We start from the raw sequence: 18,403 nt of genomic DNA, 5'->3' as shown, positions 1-18,403 counted from the left end.
TTCAGCTCCCTTCGGAATGGTCGGCGCCGTTGAGGGCGTCCTGGAGTTGCTTCGGGGCGCGGCTGCGCCTGCGCGGCACCGGCGGAAGCTCCTGGCCGGGCAGCGGCGGGACCGGGTAGCCGCCCGCCATCGGGTCGAACTGCCCCTCCGGGGGCGTCTCCTCGGCCTCCGGCTGCTTCCGCAGGAAGTCCCGCAGCAGCGCCAGCAGCAGCACCGCCCCGACCGGGGCGCCCACGTACAGCACCACCTCGCCGAAGTCGTAGCCCTCGTTGCGCAGGGCCCGCACGCTCGCGATCAGCACCAGCCACACCAGCGAGACCGGGATCAGCACCTTCCAGCCCAGCTTCATGAACTGGTCGTAGCGGAACCGGGGCAACGTGCCGCGCAGCCAGATGAAGAAGAACAGCAGCAGCTGGATCTTCAGCGTGATCCACAGCATCGGCCACCAGCCGTGGTTGGCACCCTCCCAGAAGGTCGACACCGGCCACGGGGCCCGCCAGCCGCCCAGGAAGAGGGTCGAGGCGACCGCCGAGACCGTCACCATGTTCACGTACTCGGCCAGCATGAACATCGCGAACTTCAGCGAGGAGTACTCGGTGTTGAAGCCGCCGACCAGCTCGCCCTCGGCCTCCGGGAGGTCGAACGGCGCCCGGTTGGTCTCCCCGACCATCGCGATGACGTAGACGATGAAGGACACCGGCAGCAGCGCCGCGAACCACGTCGGCTGCTGGTGCGCCACGATCTCCGAGGTCGACATCGAACCCGAGTAGATGAACACCGCCGCGAAGGACAGGCCCATCGCGATCTCGTAGCTGATCATCTGCGCGGACGAGCGCAGCCCGCCCAGCAGCGGGTACGTCGAACCGGAGGACCAGCCGGCCAGCACGATGCCGTAGATGCCCACCGAGGCCGTCGCCAGGATGTACAGCAGCGCCACCGGGAAGTCGGTCAGCTGCAGCGGCGTCCTGGTGCCGAAGATCGACACCTCGTCGTTGGCCGGACCGAACGGGATCACCGCGAAGGCCATGAAGGCCGGGATGGCACAGACGATCGGGGCCAGGATGTAGACCACCTTGTCCGAGCCCTTGACCACCAGGTCTTCCTTCAGCGCCAGCTTCACGCCGTCCGCCAGCGACTGCAGCAGGCCCCACGGCCCGTGCCGGTTCGGCCCGATGCGCAACTGCATCCAGGCCACCACCTTGCGCTCCCAGACGATCGCGACCAGCACCGTCAGGACCAGGAAGGCGAAGCAGAACACCGCCTTCAGCAGGACCAGCCACCACGGGTCCTGACCGAAGAAGTGGAGCGTCTCGTACGGCTGCGGAGTCATCGGTCCTCCCCTTCGCCCGCGGTCGTGTCGGCCGGGGCCTGCGCCGCCGGCTCGGGCCCGGCCTCGGCCGCCGCGATCGTGACCAGGTGGCCGACGGTGGTGCCGAGCGCGCGGTGGGCGCCGCCCGGCGTGGAGCCGAGCGGGATCCAGACCGTGCGGTCCGGGATCGAGTCGGTGACCTCCAGCGGCAGGGTCAGCGAGCCGGCCGGGCCGGTCAGCCGCAGCCCGGCGGCCGCCTCGGCGCCGATCTCCTTCGCCGTCTCGGCGGAGATCCGGGCCACCGCCCGGTGCCGGGTGCCCGCCAGGTGCGGATCGCCCTGCTGCAGCACGCCCTCGTCCAGCAGCTGGCGCCAACCCGCCAGCACCGCCTGGCCGGTGGCCGGCCGGGGCAGCAGGCCCGGGTGCGCCGCGGGATCGGCCGCGCGGTCGCCCTCCCAGGGGGTGAAGGCGTCCAGCTCCAGGCGCGCCGCCCGGACGTCGGGCAGGCCCAGCCGGTGGCCCAGCACGTCCGCCAGCATGCTCAGCACCCGCAGGTCCGACTGCAGGTGACGGCCCATCTGCTGGTCCGGCTTGAGCGCCGCCTCGAACATCCGCACCCGGCCCTCCCAGTCCAGGAAGGTGCCGGCCTTCTCCGCCACCGCCGCCACCGGCAGCACCACGTCCGCGCGCGCCGTCACCGCGGAGGGCCGCAGCTCCAGCGACACCACGAACGGGACCGCCGCCAGCGCCTCGTCGGCCAGCGCCGGGTCCGGCAGGTCGTCCGGGTCCACCCCGCCGACCAGCAGCGCCTCCAACTCGCCCTGCGCGGCCGCCGCCAGGATCTGGTCGGTGGACCGGCCCGGCTTGGAGGGCAGCTCCGCCACCCCCCACGCCTCGGCCGCCTCGGCCCGCGCCGCCGGCGCGGCCACCGGACGGCCACCGGGCAGCAGGCCCGGCAGCGCGCCGGCCTCCACGGCCCCGCGCTCACCCGCCCGGCGCGGCACCCACGCCAGCCGCGCGCCGGTCGCGTGCGCCAGCCGCAGCACCGCCGTCAGCGCACCCGGCACGGCGGCCAGCCGCTCGCCCGCCAGGATCACCGCACCCGGCGCGCGCAGCAGCTCCGCCGCCCGGCCCGCCTCGTCGTTCAGCGGCTCGTCCGCCGCCAGCGCCGCGAACCACTCCGGCTCGGTGCCCGGCGCGGCCGGCAGCAGCGCGCCGCGCAGCTTGCCCAGACCCCGGGAGCCGAACGCGGCCACCGAGAACACCTTCTGGCCGCGGCCGCGAACCGCCTTGCGCAGCCGCAGGAAGACGATCGGCGACTCCTCCTCCGGCTCGAAGCCCGCCAGCAGCACCGCCGGCGCCTGCTCCAGCAGCTCGTACGTCACGCCCGAGCCGTCCACGTCCACCCCGCGCCCGGCGACCGCCGCGGCCAGGAAGTCCGCCTCCTCGCCGCTGTGCGGGCGGGCCCGGAAGTCCACGTCGTTGGTGCCCAGCACCACCCGCGCGAACTTGGCGTACGCGTAGGCGTCCTCGACCGTCACCCGGCCGCCGGTCAGCACGCCCGTCCGGGCGCCGCGCAGGCCCTCGGCGGCCCGCGCCAGCGCCTCCGGCCAGGAGACCGGCACCAGTTCGCCGTCCACCCGCACCATCGGGGTGGTCAGCCGGTCCCGCTGCTGGGCGTAGCGGAAGGCGAAGCGGCCCTTGTCGCAGTTCCACTCCTCGTTCACCGCCGGGTCCTCGCCCGCCAGCCGCCGCAGCACCTTGCCGCGCCGGTGGTCGGTGCGCTGCGCGCAGCCCGCCGAGCAGTGCTCGCACACGCTCGGCGAGGAGACCAGGTCGAAGGGGCGCGAGCGGAACCGGTAGGCCGCCGAGGTCAGCGCACCCACCGGGCAGATCTGGATGGTGTTCCCGGAGAAGTACGACTCGAAGTCGTCCCCCTCGCCGGTGCCGACCTGCTGCAGCGCCCCGCGCTCCACCAGGTCGATGAACGGGTCGCCGGCGATCTGCTGCGAGAAGCGGGTGCAGCGCGCGCACAGCACGCAGCGTTCGCGGTCCAGCAGCACCTGGCTGCTGATCGGCACCGGCTTCTCGTAGGTGCGCTTCATGCCCTCGAAGCGGGAGTCCGCGGCGCCGTTGCTCATCGCCTGGTTCTGCAGCGGGCACTCGCCGCCCTTGTCGCAGACCGGGCAGTCCAGCGGGTGGTTGATCAGCAGCAGCTCCATCACGCCGCGCTGCGCCTTCTCGGCCACCGGCGAGCTGAGCTGGGTGCGCACCACCATGCCCTCGGCCACCGGGATGGTGCAGGAGGCGACCGGCTTGCGCTGGCCCTCGACCTCGACGATGCACTGGCGGCAGGCGCCGGCCGGGTCGAGCAGCGGGTGGTCGCAGAAGCGCGGGATCTGGGTGCCGACGGCCTCGGCCGCGCGGATCACCAGCGTCCCCTTGGGGACCTGCACTTCGACGCCGTCGATGGTGAGCGTGACCAGTTCGACCGCGGGCTTGTCTCCCGTGGAGGCGGTTGGCTCTGTGATCGTCACGCGTGCACCTCCCTTTCGGTGGCGGACTGGTGGCCGGGGCGGGGGCCGTCGGCCCAGACGGTGGAGGCGGCCGGGTCGAACGGGCAGCGGCGCTCGGCCAGGTGCTGCTCGTACTCGGCCCGGAAGTGCTGGAGCGAGGAGACGATCGGGCTGGCCGCGCCGTCGCCCAGCGCGCAGAAGGACTTGCCGTTGATGTTGTCGGCGATGTCGAGGAGCTTCTCCAGGTCCCCCTCGACGCCCTCGCCCGCCTCGATCCGCTTGAGCAACTGGACCAGCCAGTAGGTGCCCTCGCGGCAGGGGGTGCACTTGCCGCAGGACTCGTGGGCGTAGAACTCCGTCCAGCGGGTCACCGCCCGCACCACGCAGGTGGTCTCGTCGAAGACCTGCAGCGCCTTGGTGCCGAGCATCGAGCCGGCCGCGCCGACGCCCTCGTAGTCCAGCGGGACGTCGAGGTGCTCGTCGGTGAACATCGGGGTGGAGGAGCCGCCCGGGGTCCAGAACTTCAGCCGGTGCCCGGCGCGGACGCCGCCGCTGAGGTCGAGCAGCTGGCGCAGCGTGATGCCCAGCGGGGCCTCGTACTGGCCGGGGTTGGTGACGTGGCCGGAGAGCGAGTAGAGCGTGAAGCCGGGGGACTTCTCGGTGCCCAGGCCCCTGAACCACTCCTTGCCGCGGGCCAGGATCGGCGGCACCGAGGCGATCGACTCGACGTTGTTGACCACCGTCGGGCAGGCGTAGAGGCCGGCGATCGCCGGGAACGGGGGCCGCAGCCTGGGCTGGCCGCGGCGGCCCTCCAGCGAGTCCAGCAGTGCCGTCTCCTCGCCGCAGATGTACGCGCCGGCACCGGCGTGCACGGTGATGTCCAGGTCGGTGCCGGAGCCGAGGATGTTCCGGCCGAGCAGGCCCGCCCGGTACGCCTCGGCGACGGCCTCGTGCAGCCGGCGCAGCACCGGGACGACCTCGCCGCGCAGGTAGATGAAGGCGTGGTCGCAGCGGATCGCGTAGGAGGCGATGATCATTCCCTCGATGAGGGAGTGCGGGTTGGCGAACAGCAGCGGGATGTCCTTGCAGGTGCCCGGCTCGGACTCGTCCGCGTTGACCACCAGGTAGTGCGGCTTGCCGTCGTTCTGCGGGATGAACTGCCACTTCATGCCGGTGGGGAAGCCGGCGCCGCCGCGGCCGCGCAGGCCGGCGTCCTTGACCAGGGCGATCACGTCGTCCGGGGGCATGGCGAGGGCCGCCTTGAGGCCCTCGTAGCCGTGGTGGCGGCGGTAGGTGTCCAGCGTCCAGGGGCGGCTGTCGTCCCAGGAGTCGGACAGGACGGGGGTGAGCAGCTTCTCGGCCGGCTCGGCGGAGGTCATCACGCCTCGCTCCCTTCCTGGCCGGTGCCCTCGGTGCGGGGCGACTCCGTGGTGGCGGACTCGTTGCGGGGGGACTCGGTGGTGGCTGCTCCTGTGCGGGGCGGCTCGTTGCGGGGGGCCTCCGTGGCGGAGCCGGTCCGGGGTGGCTCGTTGCGGGGCGGCTCGTTGCGGGGGGAGACGACCCTGGCACCGGGGGTGCCGGGCAGGGCCTCGCCGCGGGCCAGCCGGAGTCCGGCCAGGGAGGGCGCGCCGCCGGCGCCGGACTCGTCGTTGGCGCCCGGGCGCTCGTCCGGGAAGCCGGCCAGGATCCGGGCGGTCTCCTTGAAGCCGCACAGCCGGGCACCGCGGGTGGGCCTGACCTCGCGGCCGGCCCGGAGGTCGTCGACCAGCTGCCGGGCGCTCTCCGGGGTCTGGTTGTCGAAGAACTCCCAGTTGACCATCACCACGGGCGCGTAGTCGCAGGCCGCGTTGCACTCGATGTGCTCGATCGAGACCTCGCCGTCCTCGGTGGTCTCGTTGTTGCGGATGCCCAGGTGTTCCTGCAGCTCGTCGAAGATCTGGTCACCGCCGAGCACCGCGCACAGGGTGTTGGTGCAGACCCCGACGTGGTACTTCCCGGCCGGGCGGCGCCGGTACATGGTGTAGAAGGTCGCGACGGCGGTGACCTCCGCGGTGGTGAGGTCCAGCTGCTCGGCGCAGAACCGGATGCCCGTCGGGCTGACGAAGCCCTCCTCGGCCTGCACCAGGTGCAGCAGCGGCAGCAGCGCCGAGCGGGGCTGCGGGTAGCGGGCGATCAGTTCGGCGGCATCGGAGGCCAGCCGGGCACGCACCTCCTCGGGGTACGGTGCGGCCGGCAGCGCCGGCAGTCCGAGTTCGACGTTGGTCACCGGTCCACGCCTCCCATCACCGGGTCGATCCCGGCCACCGCGACGATCACGTCGGCCACCTGGCCGCCCTCGCACATCGCCGCCATCGTCTGCAGATTGGTGAACGACGGGTCCCGGAAGTGGACCCGGTACGGGCGCGTACCGCCGTCGCTGACCACGTGCACGCCCAGCTCGCCCTTGGGCGACTCGACCGCCGCGTACGCCTGGCCGACCGGGACCCGGAAGCCCTCGGTGACCAGCTTGAAGTGGTGGATCAGGGCCTCCATCGAGGTGCCCATGATCTTGCGGATGTGGTCGAGGGAGTTGCCCATCCCGTCCGGCCCGACCGCCAGTTGGGCGGGCCAGGCGATCTTCTTGTCGGCCACCATGACCGGGCCCGGGCGCAGCCGGTCCAGGCACTGCTCGACGATCCGCAGCGACTGCTTCATCTCCTCCAGCCGGATCAGGAAGCGGCCGTAGGAGTCGGCGCTGTCCGCGATCGCGACCTCGAAGTCGTAGTCCTCGTAACCGCAGTACGGGTCGGTCTTGCGCAGGTCGTGCGGCAGGCCGGTGGCGCGCAGGATCGGGCCGGTGGCGCCGAGGGCGAGGCAGCCGGGCAGGTCCAGGAAGCCGACGTCGACCAGGCGGGCCTTGAACACCGGGTTGCCGGTGGCCAGCTTGTCGTACTCGTGCATCCGGGAGCGGAAGACCTTGACCGCCTCGCGGATCTGGTCGACGGCACCGGGCGGCAGGTCCTGGGCGAGGCCGCCGGGGCGCACGTACGCGTGGTTCATGCGCAGGCCGGTGACCAGCTCGAAGACGTCCAGGATCAGCTCGCGGTCCCGGAAGCCGTAGATCATCAGGGTCGTGGAGCCGATCTCCATGCCGCCGGTGGCCAGGCAGACCAGGTGGGAGGCGATCCGGTTGAGCTCCATCATCATCACGCGGATGACGTTGGCCCGGTCCGGGACGTCGTCGGTGATGCCGAGCAGCTTCTCGACCGCCAGGCAGTAGGCGGTCTCGTTGAACAGCGGGGTCAGGTAGTCCATGCGGGTCACGAAGGTGGTGCCCTGGACCCAGCTGCGGAACTCCATGTTCTTCTCGATGCCGGTGTGGAGGTAGCCGATGCCGCAGCGGGCCTCCTTCACCGTCTCGCCGTCGATCTCCAGGATCAGCCGGAGCACGCCGTGGGTCGACGGGTGCTGGGGGCCCATGTTGACGATGATGCGCTCGTCGTCGGCCCGGCCGACCGCCTCGACCACCTCGCCCCAGTCGCCGCCGGTGACGGTGAAGACCCGGCCCTCGGTGGTCTCGCGGGCGTCCGCCTCCGCGGCTTCGCCGCGGGCCTCTTCGTGGTGCTGAGTGTCCATCAGCTGTACGACCTCCGCTGGTCGGGAGCCGGGATCTGGGCGCCCTTGTACTCGACGGGGATGCCGCCGAGCGGGTAGTCCTTGCGCTGCGGGTGGCCCAGCCAGTCGTCCGGCATCATGATCCGGGTGAGCGCCGGGTGGCCGTCGAAGACCAGGCCGAAGAAGTCGTAGGCCTCGCGCTCGTGCCAGTCGTTGGTCGGGTAGACGCTCACCACGGAGGGGATGCGCGGATCGGCGTCCGGCGCGGTGACCTCCAGCCGGATCAGCCGGCCGTGGGTGATCGAGCGCAGGTGGTAGACCGCGTGCAGCTCGCGCCCCTTGTCTCCGGGGTAGTGGACTCCGCTCACCCCCAGGCACAGCTCGAAGCGCAGCGCCGGGTCGTCGCGCAGGAGGCGGACGGTCCTCAGCAGGTGCTCGCGGTCGACCTGGAAGGTGAGTTCGCCGCGGTCGACCACGGTCTTCTCGATCACCTCGGCCGGGTCCAGGCCCTGCTCCTCCAGGGCGCCCTCCAGCTCGTCGGCGACCTCGTCGAACCAGCCGCCGTACGGGCGTTCGCTCGGACCGGGCAGCACGATCGGGGCCGCCAGACCGCCGAACCCGGAGGTGTCGCCGCTGCCCTTCGCTCCGAACATGCCCTGGCGGCGGCCGACCACCTCGACCGGGATCTCGCGGACCGGCTGCTCGCGGCGGGTCTCGGGTACCTGCTCGTTCATCGCAGCTCCCCCCGCATCTCGCTGATCGGGGTGGCCTGCAGGGCGAGCGCCTCGCCGAGCTCCTCGGCCCGGCGACGGTTCACGCCCAGCGGCTCGTGCTGGATCTTGTCGTGCAGCTTCAGGATCGCGTCCATCAGCATCTCCGGACGGGGCGGACACCCGGGCAGGTAGATGTCCACCGGGACGATGTGGTCGACGCCCTGCACGATCGCGTAGTTGTTGAACATCCCGCCGGAGGAGGCGCAGACGCCCATCGAGATCACCCACTTGGGGTTGGGCATCTGGTCGTACACCTGGCGCAGCACCGGTGCCATCTTCTGGCTCACCCGGCCCGCCACGATCATCAGATCGGCCTGCCGGGGGGAGCCCCGGAAGACCTCCATGCCGAACCGGGCCAGGTCGTAGCGGCCGGCCCCGGTGGTCATCATCTCGATCGCGCAGCAGGCCAGACCGAAGGTGGCCGGGAAGAGTGACGCCTTGCGCACCCAGCCGGCGGCCGTCTCCACGGTCGTGAGCAGAAAGCCGCTCGGCAGCTTCTCCTCGATTCCCATCAGATCCCTCTCAATGCCCTCAAGTCCTCTGGTACGTCCGGCCCGTTCGGGCTTGTCCGCTCGTTCACAAGGGCGGCGGCCACCCCGCGCTCAGTCCGCTCAGTCCCGCTCCGGGAGTCGGTCGGCCCCGCCGGGCTCAGTCCCACTCCAGGCCGCCGCGGCGCCAGACGTAGGCGTACGCGACGAAGACGGTGGCGATGAAGAGCAGCATCTCGACCAAGCCGAAGATCCCCAGGGCGTCGAAGGTCACCGCCCAGGGGTAGAGGAAGACGATCTCGATGTCGAAGACGATGAAGAGCATCGCCGTCAGGTAGTACTTGATCGGGAACCGACCGCCGCCCACGGGCTGCGGGGTCGGCTCGATGCCGCACTCGTACGCCTCCAACTTGGCCCGGTTGTAGCGCTTGGGGCCGGTGAGTGAGGCCATCACGACGGAGCCGACCGCGAACGCCGCCGCGATGGCACCGAGTACGAGGATCGGCGCGTAGGCATTCATAGCCCCCGCTCCCTCCGTCCAGTCGTCCTTGACTGCAGATCGGAACCGGCGGGTCACGCTCAGGTGAACCCGCCTTCCGGTTCCCGGGATCCACCTCATGTGAGGCAGTTCACAAAGCCTGGAACGAGCGCATCCTATGCCCGTCGGCTTGTGATCTGCGACACGCAGTTCACCGCGATCTTTGTGATCTACGACACCATGTGAATGGTGGCGAATGTGAACATGCCCAGATTTGTCAACGCAAAGGAGTCAAATGATCACAACCAGTCGCATTTACTTGTGAAGCGGCTGGTCAGGGGCGCGTTCCTATATCAACTATGCGTCGAGCCAGGCAAATTTCCGGGCGTCATGTTGACGTGTTATTGCAGCTCACTCGCAGGGGTGGCGGGGGCCCGAACGCTCGCTTGACCCTTCGTTCACAAGCGCGCGAGGTCGGCGTCGGACGGGGTTTTCTCTGCTCTGGCACGCGTGCTCGCGGGCACGCCGGAGGAAGGGGAGGGCGGGGTCGGGGCCGCTTCCGTGCGGCCTCCGCCTCGGGGGGCTACTTCCTCCGGGGCTGGGCTGGGAGCGGGGGGGGACGAGGGCTGGGGCTGGGGGCGGGGGCCGGGGGGCTCGGGGCGGGGGCTGGGGCTGGGGGCCCGGTTACCGGTTGCCGGCTGCCTGCTCCCACACCCAGGCCGCGATGCCCACCCGGTTACGGGCACCGAGCTTGCGCTGGATGCTGGCGAGGTGGTTCTTCACCGTTCCCGGTGAGATGAACAGCCCGGCACCGATCTCGGCGTTGGTCGCCCCGTCCGCCACCTGCTCGGCGATCTCCCGCTCCCGCGCGGTCAGTTCCTCCGTCGGTGCGGCTGTCAGCGACCCCGCCGCTGCCGCGCCCGCGCCCGACCCAGCCTTCGGCTCCGTCCCGGGAAGCGCCATGTGCCGCAGGAGCCGAACGGTGACCTGCGGGCTGATCAACGCGTCCCCGGCCACCGCCGCCCGGATCGCCTCGATCAGCAGCACCGGCCCCGAGCGCTTCAACAGGAACCCGGCCGCACCGTGCCGCAGCGCCGTGTGCACGTATTCGTCCAGGTCAAAGGTGGTCACCACGATCACCTTGCACTGGCCGGACAGTTGCCGGGTGACCTCCAGGCCGTCGAGCTTCGGCATCCGGATGTCCGCGAGCACCACGTCCGGCCGCAGCCTCCTCGCCTCTGCCACCGCCGCGGCACCGTCCGCCGCCTCGGCCACCACCGTCATGTCCGGCTGCGCGTCCAGGATCATCCGGAACGCACTGCGGACGTCCGCCTGGTCGTCCGCGATCAGGATCCGGACCGACCCCGTGCCGCTACCCATCCCTGTACCTCCCCCGTGCCGACCCGTGTCGGCCTCTGTGATCGTTCCGACCCGGACCGCGGTGGCCTGGGCCGGCCCTGTCCAGGCTGCCCCTACGGCCGGGTCACTGCCGCCCGACGGCGACCGCCTCCAGCGGCAGCACCGCCGTCACCCGCCAGCCTTCCCGCTCGTACGGACCGGCTTCCAGCGAGCCGCCGAGTGCCTCCACCCGGGCCGCGAGCCCCGGGAGCCCGCTCCCGCCGCCCCGGCGCGGACGCCCGCCGGGGGCCGGCGCCCCGCCGTCGTTGGTCACGGTCAACTCCAGCCGCCCGCCGCTGCAACGGGCCCGGACCTCGACCGTCCGCGCTGCCGGGGCGTGCCGACGGACGTTGGTCAGGGACTCGACCGCGATCCGGTGGACGGTGCCCTCCACCTCGCGCGGCACCGGCCCCTCCGGCAGCTCCAACCGGACTTCGGCACCACCCGCGGCGGTGAACTGCTCGGCCACCCGGACGAGTTCGGCGAGGCCGGGCTGCGGACTGCGGCCGCCCGCCTCCTCGCTGCGCAGCAGCTGTACGGTCCGGTCCAGCGAGGCCAGGGCCCGCTGCCCGGCCTGCTCTATCCGCTCGAACAGCTCGGCCGACCGCGCCGGGTCGACGGAGGCCAGGTACGCCCCGGCCTGGGCCTGGGCCACCATGCCGCTGACGTCGTGCGCCACGAAGTCGTGCAGGTCGTGGGCCAGTTCGAGGCGCTGGGCACGCCTGGCCTCGGCCACCGCGCGGGCCCGGCCGTCGTCCAGACCCCGCAGGTAGAGCCCGATCAGCACGGTCGGCAGGGACAGCATCGATCCGAACCCGAAGAGCGTGAGCGCGTCGACGGGCCCGTCGAACCGGGACGGCCAGAGCGCGACCGCCCCGCACGCCGTCCAGGCCGCCGCCGCGACCCGGGGGCCGTCCCCGGCGCGCAGGCTGAGGACCACCGCCAGCAGCAGGGCCGCCAGTTCGACGAGACCGACCAGCCCGGTCCAGCGGTCCGCCTCCGTCCAGGGGCCGGCGAACCGGACGGCGACCGAGACCCCCGCCGACACCGCGCCGAGCACGGTCGTCACGGCAGCCGGCCCGCGGCGCCCGCGGACCGTCCAGGCCGGCAGCAGCAGGGCCGGGACAACCAGCGACAGGATCTGAGTCATCGTCACCGCCTCTCTTCGACTGCTGTCACATTACGACGCGGTCCGGGCGGTCCGCCTGTGCCGATCGGCATATTTCGCACGCCGGTTGAGCAGCAGGAACAGCCCGATCGGCACTGCCGTGAACCCCTCGCGGACCTCCAGTCTTGAGTCATCGCACCGGCCGAGGGGCCGGACCGGAAGGGAGTCCACGATGTCCAGGCTCATGATCAACGCCCGCACCACCGCCCACCGCCCCCACGCGGTCGGCACGGCTGGTGCGGCCGTCCCGGACGTCCCGCCCGCAGCGCGCTGGGCCGAGCTCGCCGCCAAGGCCGCGGCCCTGAGCACCGTCCCCTCGGGGGTGTGGCGGATCGTCTTCGGCTTCGGCGTCCCGGTCGGCTTCACCGGCGCCACGGCCGCGGCCTACAACGAGCACCAGCCGGGGTGGGGCACCGTCTACTGCGTGGTGCTGAGCGCCCTGACGGAGGCGCTGGCCTTCCTGACCCTCGGCCTGGTCCGGCCCTGGGGGCGGGTGGTTCCGCGGTGGATCCCGCTGATCGGCGGCCGCCGGGTCCGCCCGCTCGCCGCGATCGTCCCGGCGCTGCTGGGCTCGGCGATACTCACCGTCCTCGGGATGGAAGGGCTGTTCGGCCGCTGGGCCGCGAACCTGGCCGAGCCGGATTCGCCGCGCGGCCTCGCCGCCCTGGTGATGACCGCCGCCTACGCACCCCTGGTGCTCTGGGGCCCGCTGCTGGGCGCGGTCACCGTCGACTACGCCCGGCGGACGCTGTGGCGGCGCCGGTGACCACGACGACGGATCACGCCGGGGTCGGCTCGCGCCCCTGCTCCCCGGCCCCCGCAACCACAGCCACCTCGGCGCCCGTCCCGTCCCCGTCCCCGGCCGGGCGCGCTGCGGGGGCGGTACGACGGCCCCACTCCGTCGCGACCAGCACCAGGGCTCCGCCGAGCAGGGCGAGCGGGCCCATGCGGTTCCCGGCCACGGTGATGCCGAAGACGGCGGCCCACAGCGGCTCGGTGCCGAGCAGCAGGCTCACTCGCGAGGGGGAGGTGGCCCGCACCGCCCACATCTGGACGAAGAAGGCGAACAGCGTGCAGAACAAGGACAGATGCAGCAGCCAGGCCCACTGGCCGGCCCCGTACGAGCGGGCGACGGTCCACGGCGCCGGCCCCACGGACAGCGCGACGACGGCGAAAACGCCGGTGGCCGTCGCGAGTTGGACCCACGTCACGGCAAGCATGTCGGTGTCGCGGAGCGCCCGGGTGCGGGCCATGGCGAGGACGTACGCGGAGCGGACGAGGGCGGCACCCAGCACCAGCAGGTCACCGAGCGAGGGAGCACGCAGCCCGCCGTCACCGGTGAGCAGGGCGACACCGAGGACGGCCAGTCCGGCGGCCGCCAGGAAGGCGCGCGGTGGCGCGGTCCGGCCGAGGGCGCTCTCGCCGAGCGGGGTGAGCACCATCGCGAGGCTGATGATCAGCCCGGCGTTGGTCGCGGAGGTGTGCACGGCGCCGTAGGTCTCCAGCAGGAAGATCCCGCTGAGCACCAGCCCCAGTGCCGCGCCGCCGAGCCACTCGGCACGGCGGAGCCTCCGCAGGGCCCGCCAGGCGACCGCTCCGAGCAGCGGCAGCACCAGCCCGAAGCGCAGGACGAGCATCGCCACGACCGTTCCGGGCTCGGCCACCCGCTGGACGGCGAGGAAGCTCGACCCCCACACCACCGCCACCAGCAGCACCGGAAGATCACGAAGGGCCGTCGAGGACGAGCCCTTGGACAGGGAGGCAGGCATGGCGAGGATCCCTCCGAGCGAACGGAACCGACGGGCGCGAGGACCGTACGGCGTCGGACGGACCCAGGAGCCGGGCGGAAGGCCCGGCGACGAACGGGGCACAGCGTGGAGCGAGGGGGCGCCATCCTCGCGCACCGGACGGCGGATGATCAATGCCGTTCCGGACACCGGATGGTCCGCATGCCCCGGCTGGCCCGGCCGGTCCGCACGGTCCGCGCACCGCCTTCGGTCGGCCCGGCCCTTCCCGTCCTCCCGGTCCACTCCGTACGCCCGGCCCCCGCCGGGCGCCGCTCCCCGGCCGGGCGCCCCGCGCGGAACGCCCTCGCCGTCAGGCGTCGAGCAGACCGTTCGCCGTGGCGATCGCCTCGATGTCGGCTGGCGTCCCGGACATGATGACGCGGACGTGCTCGGTGACGAGTTCGACCGGCCAGTCCCACCAGGCGGCGCGGAGCAGGCGTTCGATGTCGGCGTCGTCGAAGCGTCGGCGGATCGGCCGGGCCGGGTTGCCGCCGACGACGGTGTAGGGCTCGACGTCGGCGGTGACCACCGCACCGGCCGCGACGATGGCGCCGTCGCCGATCCGGACACCGGGCAGGACGGTGGCCCCGTACCCGAACCAGACGTCGTTGCCGATCACGGTGTCGCCCCGGGTGGGCAGGCCCGTGACGATGTCGAGGGTCCGCTCGGTCCAGCTGCCGCCGAACATGGTGAACGGGAACGTGGAAACGCCGATGTCCGGGTGGGCGGCACCGGCCATCAGGAAGCGGGTCCCGGTGGCGATCGCACAGTACTTGCCGATCACCAGCCGCTCCGGACCGTACGCGTAGAGGACGTTGCGCTCCTCGAAGCGGGTGGCGCCGTCGGGGTCGTCGAAGTAGGTGTACTCGCCGACCTCGATCCGCGGGTCGGTGACGAGCGATCGCAACAGCACGACCCTGTCGTGGCCGGCGAGCGGGTGGAGCACGGTGGGATCGGGGATGGCGGTGGTGGTCACACGGACTCCTCTCGTAATGCGACGCGAGTCGCATTACGATGAGCATCGCACGATCGCCACCCCACAGCAAGCACTAATGCGACTGGAGTCGACTTTGAACGGAGCAAGTCACCACGGGCAGCCGCCCCGCACCCCCACCCCACGCCCGGGCGGCCGCAGCGCACGGGTCCGGGCGGAGGTGGTCGCCGCCACGCTCGCCGAAGTCACCGCGAAGGGCTACGACGGCCTGACCGTCGAGGCGGTCGCCACCCGCTCCGGCGTCCACAAGGCGACCCTCTACCGGAGGTGGGGCGGCGTGGACGGCCTGGTCGCCGACGCCCTGACCGCCTCCGCCGACCAGCCCTGGCCCCTACCCGACACCGGGGACCTGCAGCAGGACCTCCGCCGGATCACCCGGGAGGTGTTCGACGTCTTCACCGACCCCGAGCTGGGCGCCACGCCGACCGCGCTGATCTCCGCCGCCCAGCGCTCCGACGCAGGCGCGGCCGCCCTGCGCGCCTTCTTCGCCGCCCGCCACCGACAGGCCGCCGAGGTAGCCGAACGAGCGGTCGCACGCGGCGAGTTGCCCGCCGGAACGGACGGCGCCGAGGTGGTCCGCGCCGCCACGGCCCCGCTCTACTTCCGCCTGTTCGTCTCGGGCGAACCATTGGACGCCCGCACCGCCGAGCGGGCCGCCGACGCCGCCGCCCTCGCCGGCCGCGCCGGGCTCTTCACCCCCACCGAGAGCGCCACCGCCGCACCGGAGGAAACATCCGCCTCGCAGGAAGCAGCCGCACCAGAAGCAGGACCGGCAACATAGGCAAGACCGGCAAGTCCCGTAACACCGGGAAACATGCGCAACACCGACACCACCAACACCGCACCGCCGACACCACCGACAGCACGGACAGCACCGACACCGCACCGCCGACAGCACCGACCACGGCGAAGTCGGCAGCCCCGGCCGACTCCCCTCCCCCGCAGCTCGCCTGACCGCCCCTCACGGCTCCGGGGCCCGGGGAGTCACGGCCGTCGCGCCCCCTATCGCATCCCCACCCGGCCGTGGATGATGCCTCCATGACAATCCAGCCGTCCACCACCCCCCGGAAGGCCCGTCACGTGAAGCGCACGCACTGGGCGCTGGTCGCCGCCGCCACCGTCCTCCCGCTCGTGGCGAGCACCGGCACCGCCGTCGCGGACACCTCCGCCGCCGCAGCCGCCGGCACCACCGCTGCCTGCACCTACACACCGGCCGTGCCGGCCGACAACTTCAAGGGAATCCCGGTCTTCGACGCCAAGAAGGCGGCCCGGCCCTACCGCGCGACGCTGCGGACCAGCCAGGGCGCGATCACCTTCGAGGCACTGACCGACAAGGCGCCCTGCACCACCTTCTCGTTCCGCTTCCTCTCCGAGCACGACTACTTCGACCGCAGCCACTGCCACCGCCTCACCACCCAGCGGATCTACGTCCTGCAGTGCGGCGACCCGACCGGGACGGGCAGCGGCGGGCCCGGTTACTCCTTCCCGGACGAGAACCTGACCGGCGCCACCTACCCGGCCGGCACGGTGGCCATGGCCAACGCCGGTCCGAACACCAACGGCAGCCAGTTCTTCTTCGTCTGGAAGGACACCAAGCTCTCCCCCGCCTACACCCCGTTCGGCCGGGTCACGGCGGGCCTGGACGTCCTGCAGAAGATCGCCGCCGGCGGCGAGGACGACCAGAACAACCCCGGCGACGGTTTTCCCAACCTGCCCGTGAACATCCGCAACGTGAAGATCGGCACCCGCTGACCGACCGGACCGGGCCGCCCGGACCCTCGAACCCCTGAACCGCCCGGCCCCGGGCCGTTCTCGGCTCGTCCGGGCCGCCCCCGACCCACCGGCTGCCCGCCGCGCCGCTCCCGTACGGTGGCAGCACCAACCACACCGCAGGGGAGCAGCACCGCATGGACAGCCGGATCTGGGAGAGCGTCGACCACCTGGTCGCATGGCTGGACGAGCAGAGCACGCAGTCGCCCCGGGAGGAACGCCTGCTGCGGATCCTCAAGCTCTCCGAGGAGGTCGGCGAGGTCGGCGCCGCCGTGATCGGCGCCACCGGCCAGAACCCGCGCAAGGGGGTGACCCACAGCTGGGAGGACGTCCAGCACGAGCTCTGCGACGTCGTCTTCGCCGCCCTCGTCGCGCTGCGGACGCTCACACCCGACGCGGCCCGGGTCTTCGCCGACCGGCTGGCCTACGTCGAACAGCGCTCCGCCGCCTCCCGGCGCCCGGTCGCCACGGCCCCGGAGGCGGCGCCGGAGCAGCCCACCGACGCCCGGGCCGAACCCACCACCTCCCGGGCCGAGCCCACCGGTCCCCGGGCCGAGCCCACCGCGTCCCCGGCCGAGCCCACCGGTTCCCGGGAACCCGAGGGCTCCCGGGACCAGCCCGCGGGCTCCCCGGACTAGGCGTTCGGCGCGACCCGGGCGAGCCCGTTGATGACGCGGTCCATCGCGTCGCCGCCCTGCGGGTCGGTCAGGTTGGCGAGCAGCTTGAGGGTGAAGCGCATCAGCATCGGGTGGGTGAGGCCGCGCTGGGTGGCGATCTGCATCACCTTCGGGTTGCCGATGAGCTTCACGAAGGCACGGCCCAGTGTGTAGTAACCGCCGTACACGTCCTTGAGGACGCGCGGGTAGGCCTGGAGGGCGCGCTCCCGGCCGCCGTCGGTGACCCGGGCGAGGGCCTGCACGATGACCCCGGCGGCGATCTGGCCGGATTCCATCGCGTAGGCGATGCCCTCGCCGTTGAACGGGTTGACCATGCCGCCCGCGTCGCCGACGAGCAGCAGACCGCGGGTGTAGTGCGGCTGCCGGTTGAAGGCCATCGGCAGCGCGGCACCGCGGATCGGCTCGGTCATGTTCTCGGGGGTGTAGCCCCACTCCTTCGGCATGTTCGCGCACCAGGCCTTGAGCACCTCGCGCCAGTCCAGCTCGCCGAAGGCCGGTGAGGAGTTGAGGATGCCGAGGCCCACGTTGGAGGTGCCGTCGCCCATGCCGAAGACCCAGCCGTAGCCGGGCAGCAGCTTGCGCTCGCCGGCCCGGGTGTCCCACAGCTCCAGCCACGACTCCAGGTAGTCGTCGTCGTGCCGCGGCGAGGTGAAGTACGTGCGGTAGGCGACGCCCATCGGGCGGTCCTCGCGCCGGTGCAGGCCCATGGCGAGCGAGAGCCGGGTCGAGTTGCCGTCGGCGGCGACCACCAGCGGGGCGCGGAAGGTGACCGGCCGCTTCTCGTCGCCGAGCTTGGCGGTGACGCCGACGATCCGGCCGGTGCGCTCGTCCAGGACCGGCCCGCTGACGTTGCAGCGCTCGTAGAGCCGTGCGCCGGCCTTCTCGGCCTGACGGGCCAGCAGCTCGTCGAAGTCGGCGCGCTTGCGGACCAGGCCGTAGTCCGGGAAGGAGGACAGCTCGGGCCAGTCCAGCTCCAGCCGGACGCCGCCGCCGATGATGCGCAGGCCCTTGTTGTGCAGCCAGCCGTTCTCGGTGGAGACGTCGATGCCCATGTCCACCAGCTGCTTGGTGGCGCGGGGGGTGAGGCCGTCGCCGCAGACCTTCTCGCGCGGGAAGGCGGTCTTCTCCAGCAGCAGCACGTCCAGCCCGGCCTGGGCCAGGTAGTACGCGGTGGTCGAACCGGCCGGGCCCGCGCCGACCACGATGACGTCGGCCGTGCTCTCCACCGGGCTGTCCGGCTTCGTCAGATCGGCTGCGGTCTCGGACACGTGGACACACTCCTGGAGCTGCGGCGGGGGACGGCGGCTTTTGTCTCCGGCAGTCTAGTTCCGCTCACGCCGCCGGAAGCGCCCGCGCCCCCGCCACACCCGCCGCCACCACACCCGCCGCCTCACCCGCCGGCGGGCACCGAAGCGACGGTCCGAAGCGACGGCCCGAAGCCGACGGTCCGA

General features: G+C 72.4%; 17 protein-coding genes. 4 read left to right on the top strand and 13 right to left on the bottom strand.

Going from position 1 to position 18,403, the window contains the following annotated elements; genetic code table 11:
* Nucleotide 1: 1 nt before the first annotated feature.
* The 10 genes from nuoH to ACIRST_RS34855 form a co-directional block, all read right to left on the bottom strand.
* A complete protein-coding gene (nuoH, locus tag ACIRST_RS34900) occupies nucleotides 2-1,330 on the bottom strand; it encodes an NADH-quinone oxidoreductase subunit NuoH (protein ID WP_350524941.1) in 1,329 nt (442 codons plus the stop codon).
* A complete protein-coding gene (locus ACIRST_RS34895; protein ID WP_402807545.1) occupies nucleotides 1,327-3,846 on the bottom strand; it encodes an NADH-quinone oxidoreductase subunit G in 2,520 nt (839 codons plus the stop codon). Before ACIRST_RS34895 ends, nuoH begins: the two co-directional genes overlap by 4 nt.
* Nucleotides 3,843-5,204, bottom strand: coding sequence for an NADH-quinone oxidoreductase subunit NuoF (gene nuoF / locus ACIRST_RS34890; RefSeq protein ID WP_350524939.1), 1,362 nt, complete (start codon nucleotides 5,202-5,204; stop codon nucleotides 3,843-3,845). The genes ACIRST_RS34895 and nuoF overlap by 4 nt, the downstream gene beginning before the upstream one ends.
* Nucleotides 5,204-6,070, bottom strand: coding sequence for an NADH-quinone oxidoreductase subunit NuoE (gene nuoE, locus ACIRST_RS34885; protein ID WP_402807581.1), 867 nt, complete (start codon nucleotides 6,068-6,070; stop codon nucleotides 5,204-5,206). Before nuoE ends, nuoF begins: the two co-directional genes overlap by 1 nt.
* A 17-nt stretch (nucleotides 6,071-6,087) precedes the next feature.
* Entirely contained in the window at nucleotides 6,088-7,440 is a 1,353-nt protein-coding gene (locus ACIRST_RS34880; protein ID WP_350524938.1) for an NADH-quinone oxidoreductase subunit D, read from the bottom strand.
* The gene (locus ACIRST_RS34875; protein ID WP_350524937.1) at nucleotides 7,440-8,153 is read right to left on the bottom strand and encodes an NADH-quinone oxidoreductase subunit C; all 714 of its coding nucleotides are present in this window, start codon (nucleotides 8,151-8,153) and stop codon (nucleotides 7,440-7,442) included. The genes ACIRST_RS34880 and ACIRST_RS34875 overlap by 1 nt, the downstream gene beginning before the upstream one ends.
* On the bottom strand, nucleotides 8,150-8,704 hold the full coding sequence (locus ACIRST_RS34870; protein ID WP_350524936.1) for an NADH-quinone oxidoreductase subunit B family protein: 555 nt from the start codon (nucleotides 8,702-8,704) through the stop codon (nucleotides 8,150-8,152). The genes ACIRST_RS34875 and ACIRST_RS34870 overlap by 4 nt, the downstream gene beginning before the upstream one ends.
* Nucleotides 8,705-8,840: 136 nt before the next feature.
* On the bottom strand, nucleotides 8,841-9,200 hold the full coding sequence (locus tag ACIRST_RS34865; protein WP_030060100.1) for an NADH-quinone oxidoreductase subunit A: 360 nt from the start codon (nucleotides 9,198-9,200) through the stop codon (nucleotides 8,841-8,843).
* A 642-nt stretch (nucleotides 9,201-9,842) separates the two neighbouring features.
* The gene (locus ACIRST_RS34860) at nucleotides 9,843-10,538 is read right to left on the bottom strand and encodes a response regulator (protein ID WP_402807540.1); all 696 of its coding nucleotides are present in this window, start codon (nucleotides 10,536-10,538) and stop codon (nucleotides 9,843-9,845) included.
* A gap of 103 nt (nucleotides 10,539-10,641) precedes the next feature.
* Entirely contained in the window at nucleotides 10,642-11,706 is a 1,065-nt protein-coding gene (locus ACIRST_RS34855; protein ID WP_350524934.1) for a histidine kinase, read from the bottom strand.
* Between the two features lie 190 nt (nucleotides 11,707-11,896).
* Between ACIRST_RS34855 and ACIRST_RS34850 the strand changes: the two genes are divergently transcribed.
* Nucleotides 11,897-12,490: a hypothetical protein gene (locus ACIRST_RS34850; RefSeq protein ID WP_402807537.1), complete on the top strand. Its 594-nt coding sequence runs from the start codon at nucleotides 11,897-11,899 to the stop codon at nucleotides 12,488-12,490.
* 13 nt (nucleotides 12,491-12,503) lie between these two features.
* On the opposite strand, the gene ACIRST_RS34845 is transcribed toward ACIRST_RS34850, so the two are convergent.
* Nucleotides 12,504-13,493 carry a DMT family transporter gene (locus ACIRST_RS34845; RefSeq protein ID WP_402807535.1) on the bottom strand — a complete coding sequence of 330 codons (990 nt, stop codon included), beginning with the start codon at nucleotides 13,491-13,493 and terminating at the stop codon, nucleotides 12,504-12,506.
* Between the two features lie 328 nt (nucleotides 13,494-13,821).
* The gene (locus ACIRST_RS34840) at nucleotides 13,822-14,487 is read right to left on the bottom strand and encodes a CatB-related O-acetyltransferase (protein WP_350524931.1); all 666 of its coding nucleotides are present in this window, start codon (nucleotides 14,485-14,487) and stop codon (nucleotides 13,822-13,824) included.
* Nucleotides 14,488-14,581: 94 nt separating this feature from the next.
* On the opposite strand from ACIRST_RS34840, the gene ACIRST_RS34835 reads away from it, so the two are divergent.
* From ACIRST_RS34835 to ACIRST_RS34825, 3 genes are all read left to right on the top strand, one after another.
* Nucleotides 14,582-15,286 carry a TetR/AcrR family transcriptional regulator gene (locus ACIRST_RS34835; RefSeq protein ID WP_350524930.1) on the top strand — a complete coding sequence of 235 codons (705 nt, stop codon included), beginning with the start codon at nucleotides 14,582-14,584 and terminating at the stop codon, nucleotides 15,284-15,286.
* 257 nt (nucleotides 15,287-15,543) lie between these two features.
* Nucleotides 15,544-16,257, top strand: a complete 714-nt coding sequence (locus ACIRST_RS34830) for a peptidylprolyl isomerase (protein WP_402807532.1) — start codon at nucleotides 15,544-15,546, stop codon at nucleotides 16,255-16,257.
* Between the two features lie 155 nt (nucleotides 16,258-16,412).
* Nucleotides 16,413-16,913, top strand: a complete 501-nt coding sequence (locus ACIRST_RS34825) for a MazG-like family protein (RefSeq protein ID WP_402807529.1) — start codon at nucleotides 16,413-16,415, stop codon at nucleotides 16,911-16,913.
* Here ACIRST_RS34825 and ACIRST_RS34820 read toward each other — a convergent pair.
* Nucleotides 16,910-18,220: a geranylgeranyl reductase family protein gene (locus ACIRST_RS34820; RefSeq protein ID WP_350524928.1), complete on the bottom strand. Its 1,311-nt coding sequence runs from the start codon at nucleotides 18,218-18,220 to the stop codon at nucleotides 16,910-16,912. The genes ACIRST_RS34825 and ACIRST_RS34820 overlap by 4 nt on opposite strands.
* Nucleotides 18,221-18,403 lie beyond the last annotated feature (183 nt).

It is taken from the genome of Kitasatospora sp. NPDC101447, assembly GCF_044767225.1.
In the GTDB taxonomy this organism is placed as follows: Bacteria; Actinomycetota; Actinomycetes; order Streptomycetales; family Streptomycetaceae; genus Kitasatospora.
Note: the sequence above shows the minus strand (reverse complement) of the source record. Positions and strands in the feature narration are given on the sequence as shown.

Excerpts from the sequence above, each read along its gene's own strand:
- nuoH (WP_350524941.1), bottom strand. The coding sequence starts at position 1,330 with ATGACTCCGCAGCCGTACGAGACGCTCCACTTCTTCGGTCAGGACCCG.
- nuoF (WP_350524939.1), bottom strand. The coding sequence starts at position 5,204 with ATGACCTCCGCCGAGCCGGCCGAGAAGCTGCTCACCCCCGTCCTGTCC.
- ACIRST_RS34880 (WP_350524938.1), bottom strand. The coding sequence starts at position 7,440 with ATGGACACTCAGCACCACGAAGAGGCCCGCGGCGAAGCCGCGGAGGCG.
- ACIRST_RS34875 (WP_350524937.1), bottom strand. The coding sequence starts at position 8,153 with ATGAACGAGCAGGTACCCGAGACCCGCCGCGAGCAGCCGGTCCGCGAG.
- ACIRST_RS34870 (WP_350524936.1), bottom strand. The coding sequence starts at position 8,704 with ATGGGAATCGAGGAGAAGCTGCCGAGCGGCTTTCTGCTCACGACCGTG.
- ACIRST_RS34865 (WP_030060100.1), bottom strand. The coding sequence starts at position 9,200 with ATGAATGCCTACGCGCCGATCCTCGTACTCGGTGCCATCGCGGCGGCG.
- ACIRST_RS34860 (WP_402807540.1), bottom strand. The coding sequence starts at position 10,538 with ATGGGTAGCGGCACGGGGTCGGTCCGGATCCTGATCGCGGACGACCAG.
- ACIRST_RS34855 (WP_350524934.1), bottom strand. The coding sequence starts at position 11,706 with ATGACTCAGATCCTGTCGCTGGTTGTCCCGGCCCTGCTGCTGCCGGCC.
- ACIRST_RS34850 (WP_402807537.1), top strand. The coding sequence starts at position 11,897 with ATGTCCAGGCTCATGATCAACGCCCGCACCACCGCCCACCGCCCCCAC.
- ACIRST_RS34845 (WP_402807535.1), bottom strand. The coding sequence starts at position 13,493 with ATGCCTGCCTCCCTGTCCAAGGGCTCGTCCTCGACGGCCCTTCGTGAT.
- ACIRST_RS34830 (WP_402807532.1), top strand. The coding sequence starts at position 15,544 with ATGACAATCCAGCCGTCCACCACCCCCCGGAAGGCCCGTCACGTGAAG.
- ACIRST_RS34825 (WP_402807529.1), top strand. The coding sequence starts at position 16,413 with ATGGACAGCCGGATCTGGGAGAGCGTCGACCACCTGGTCGCATGGCTG.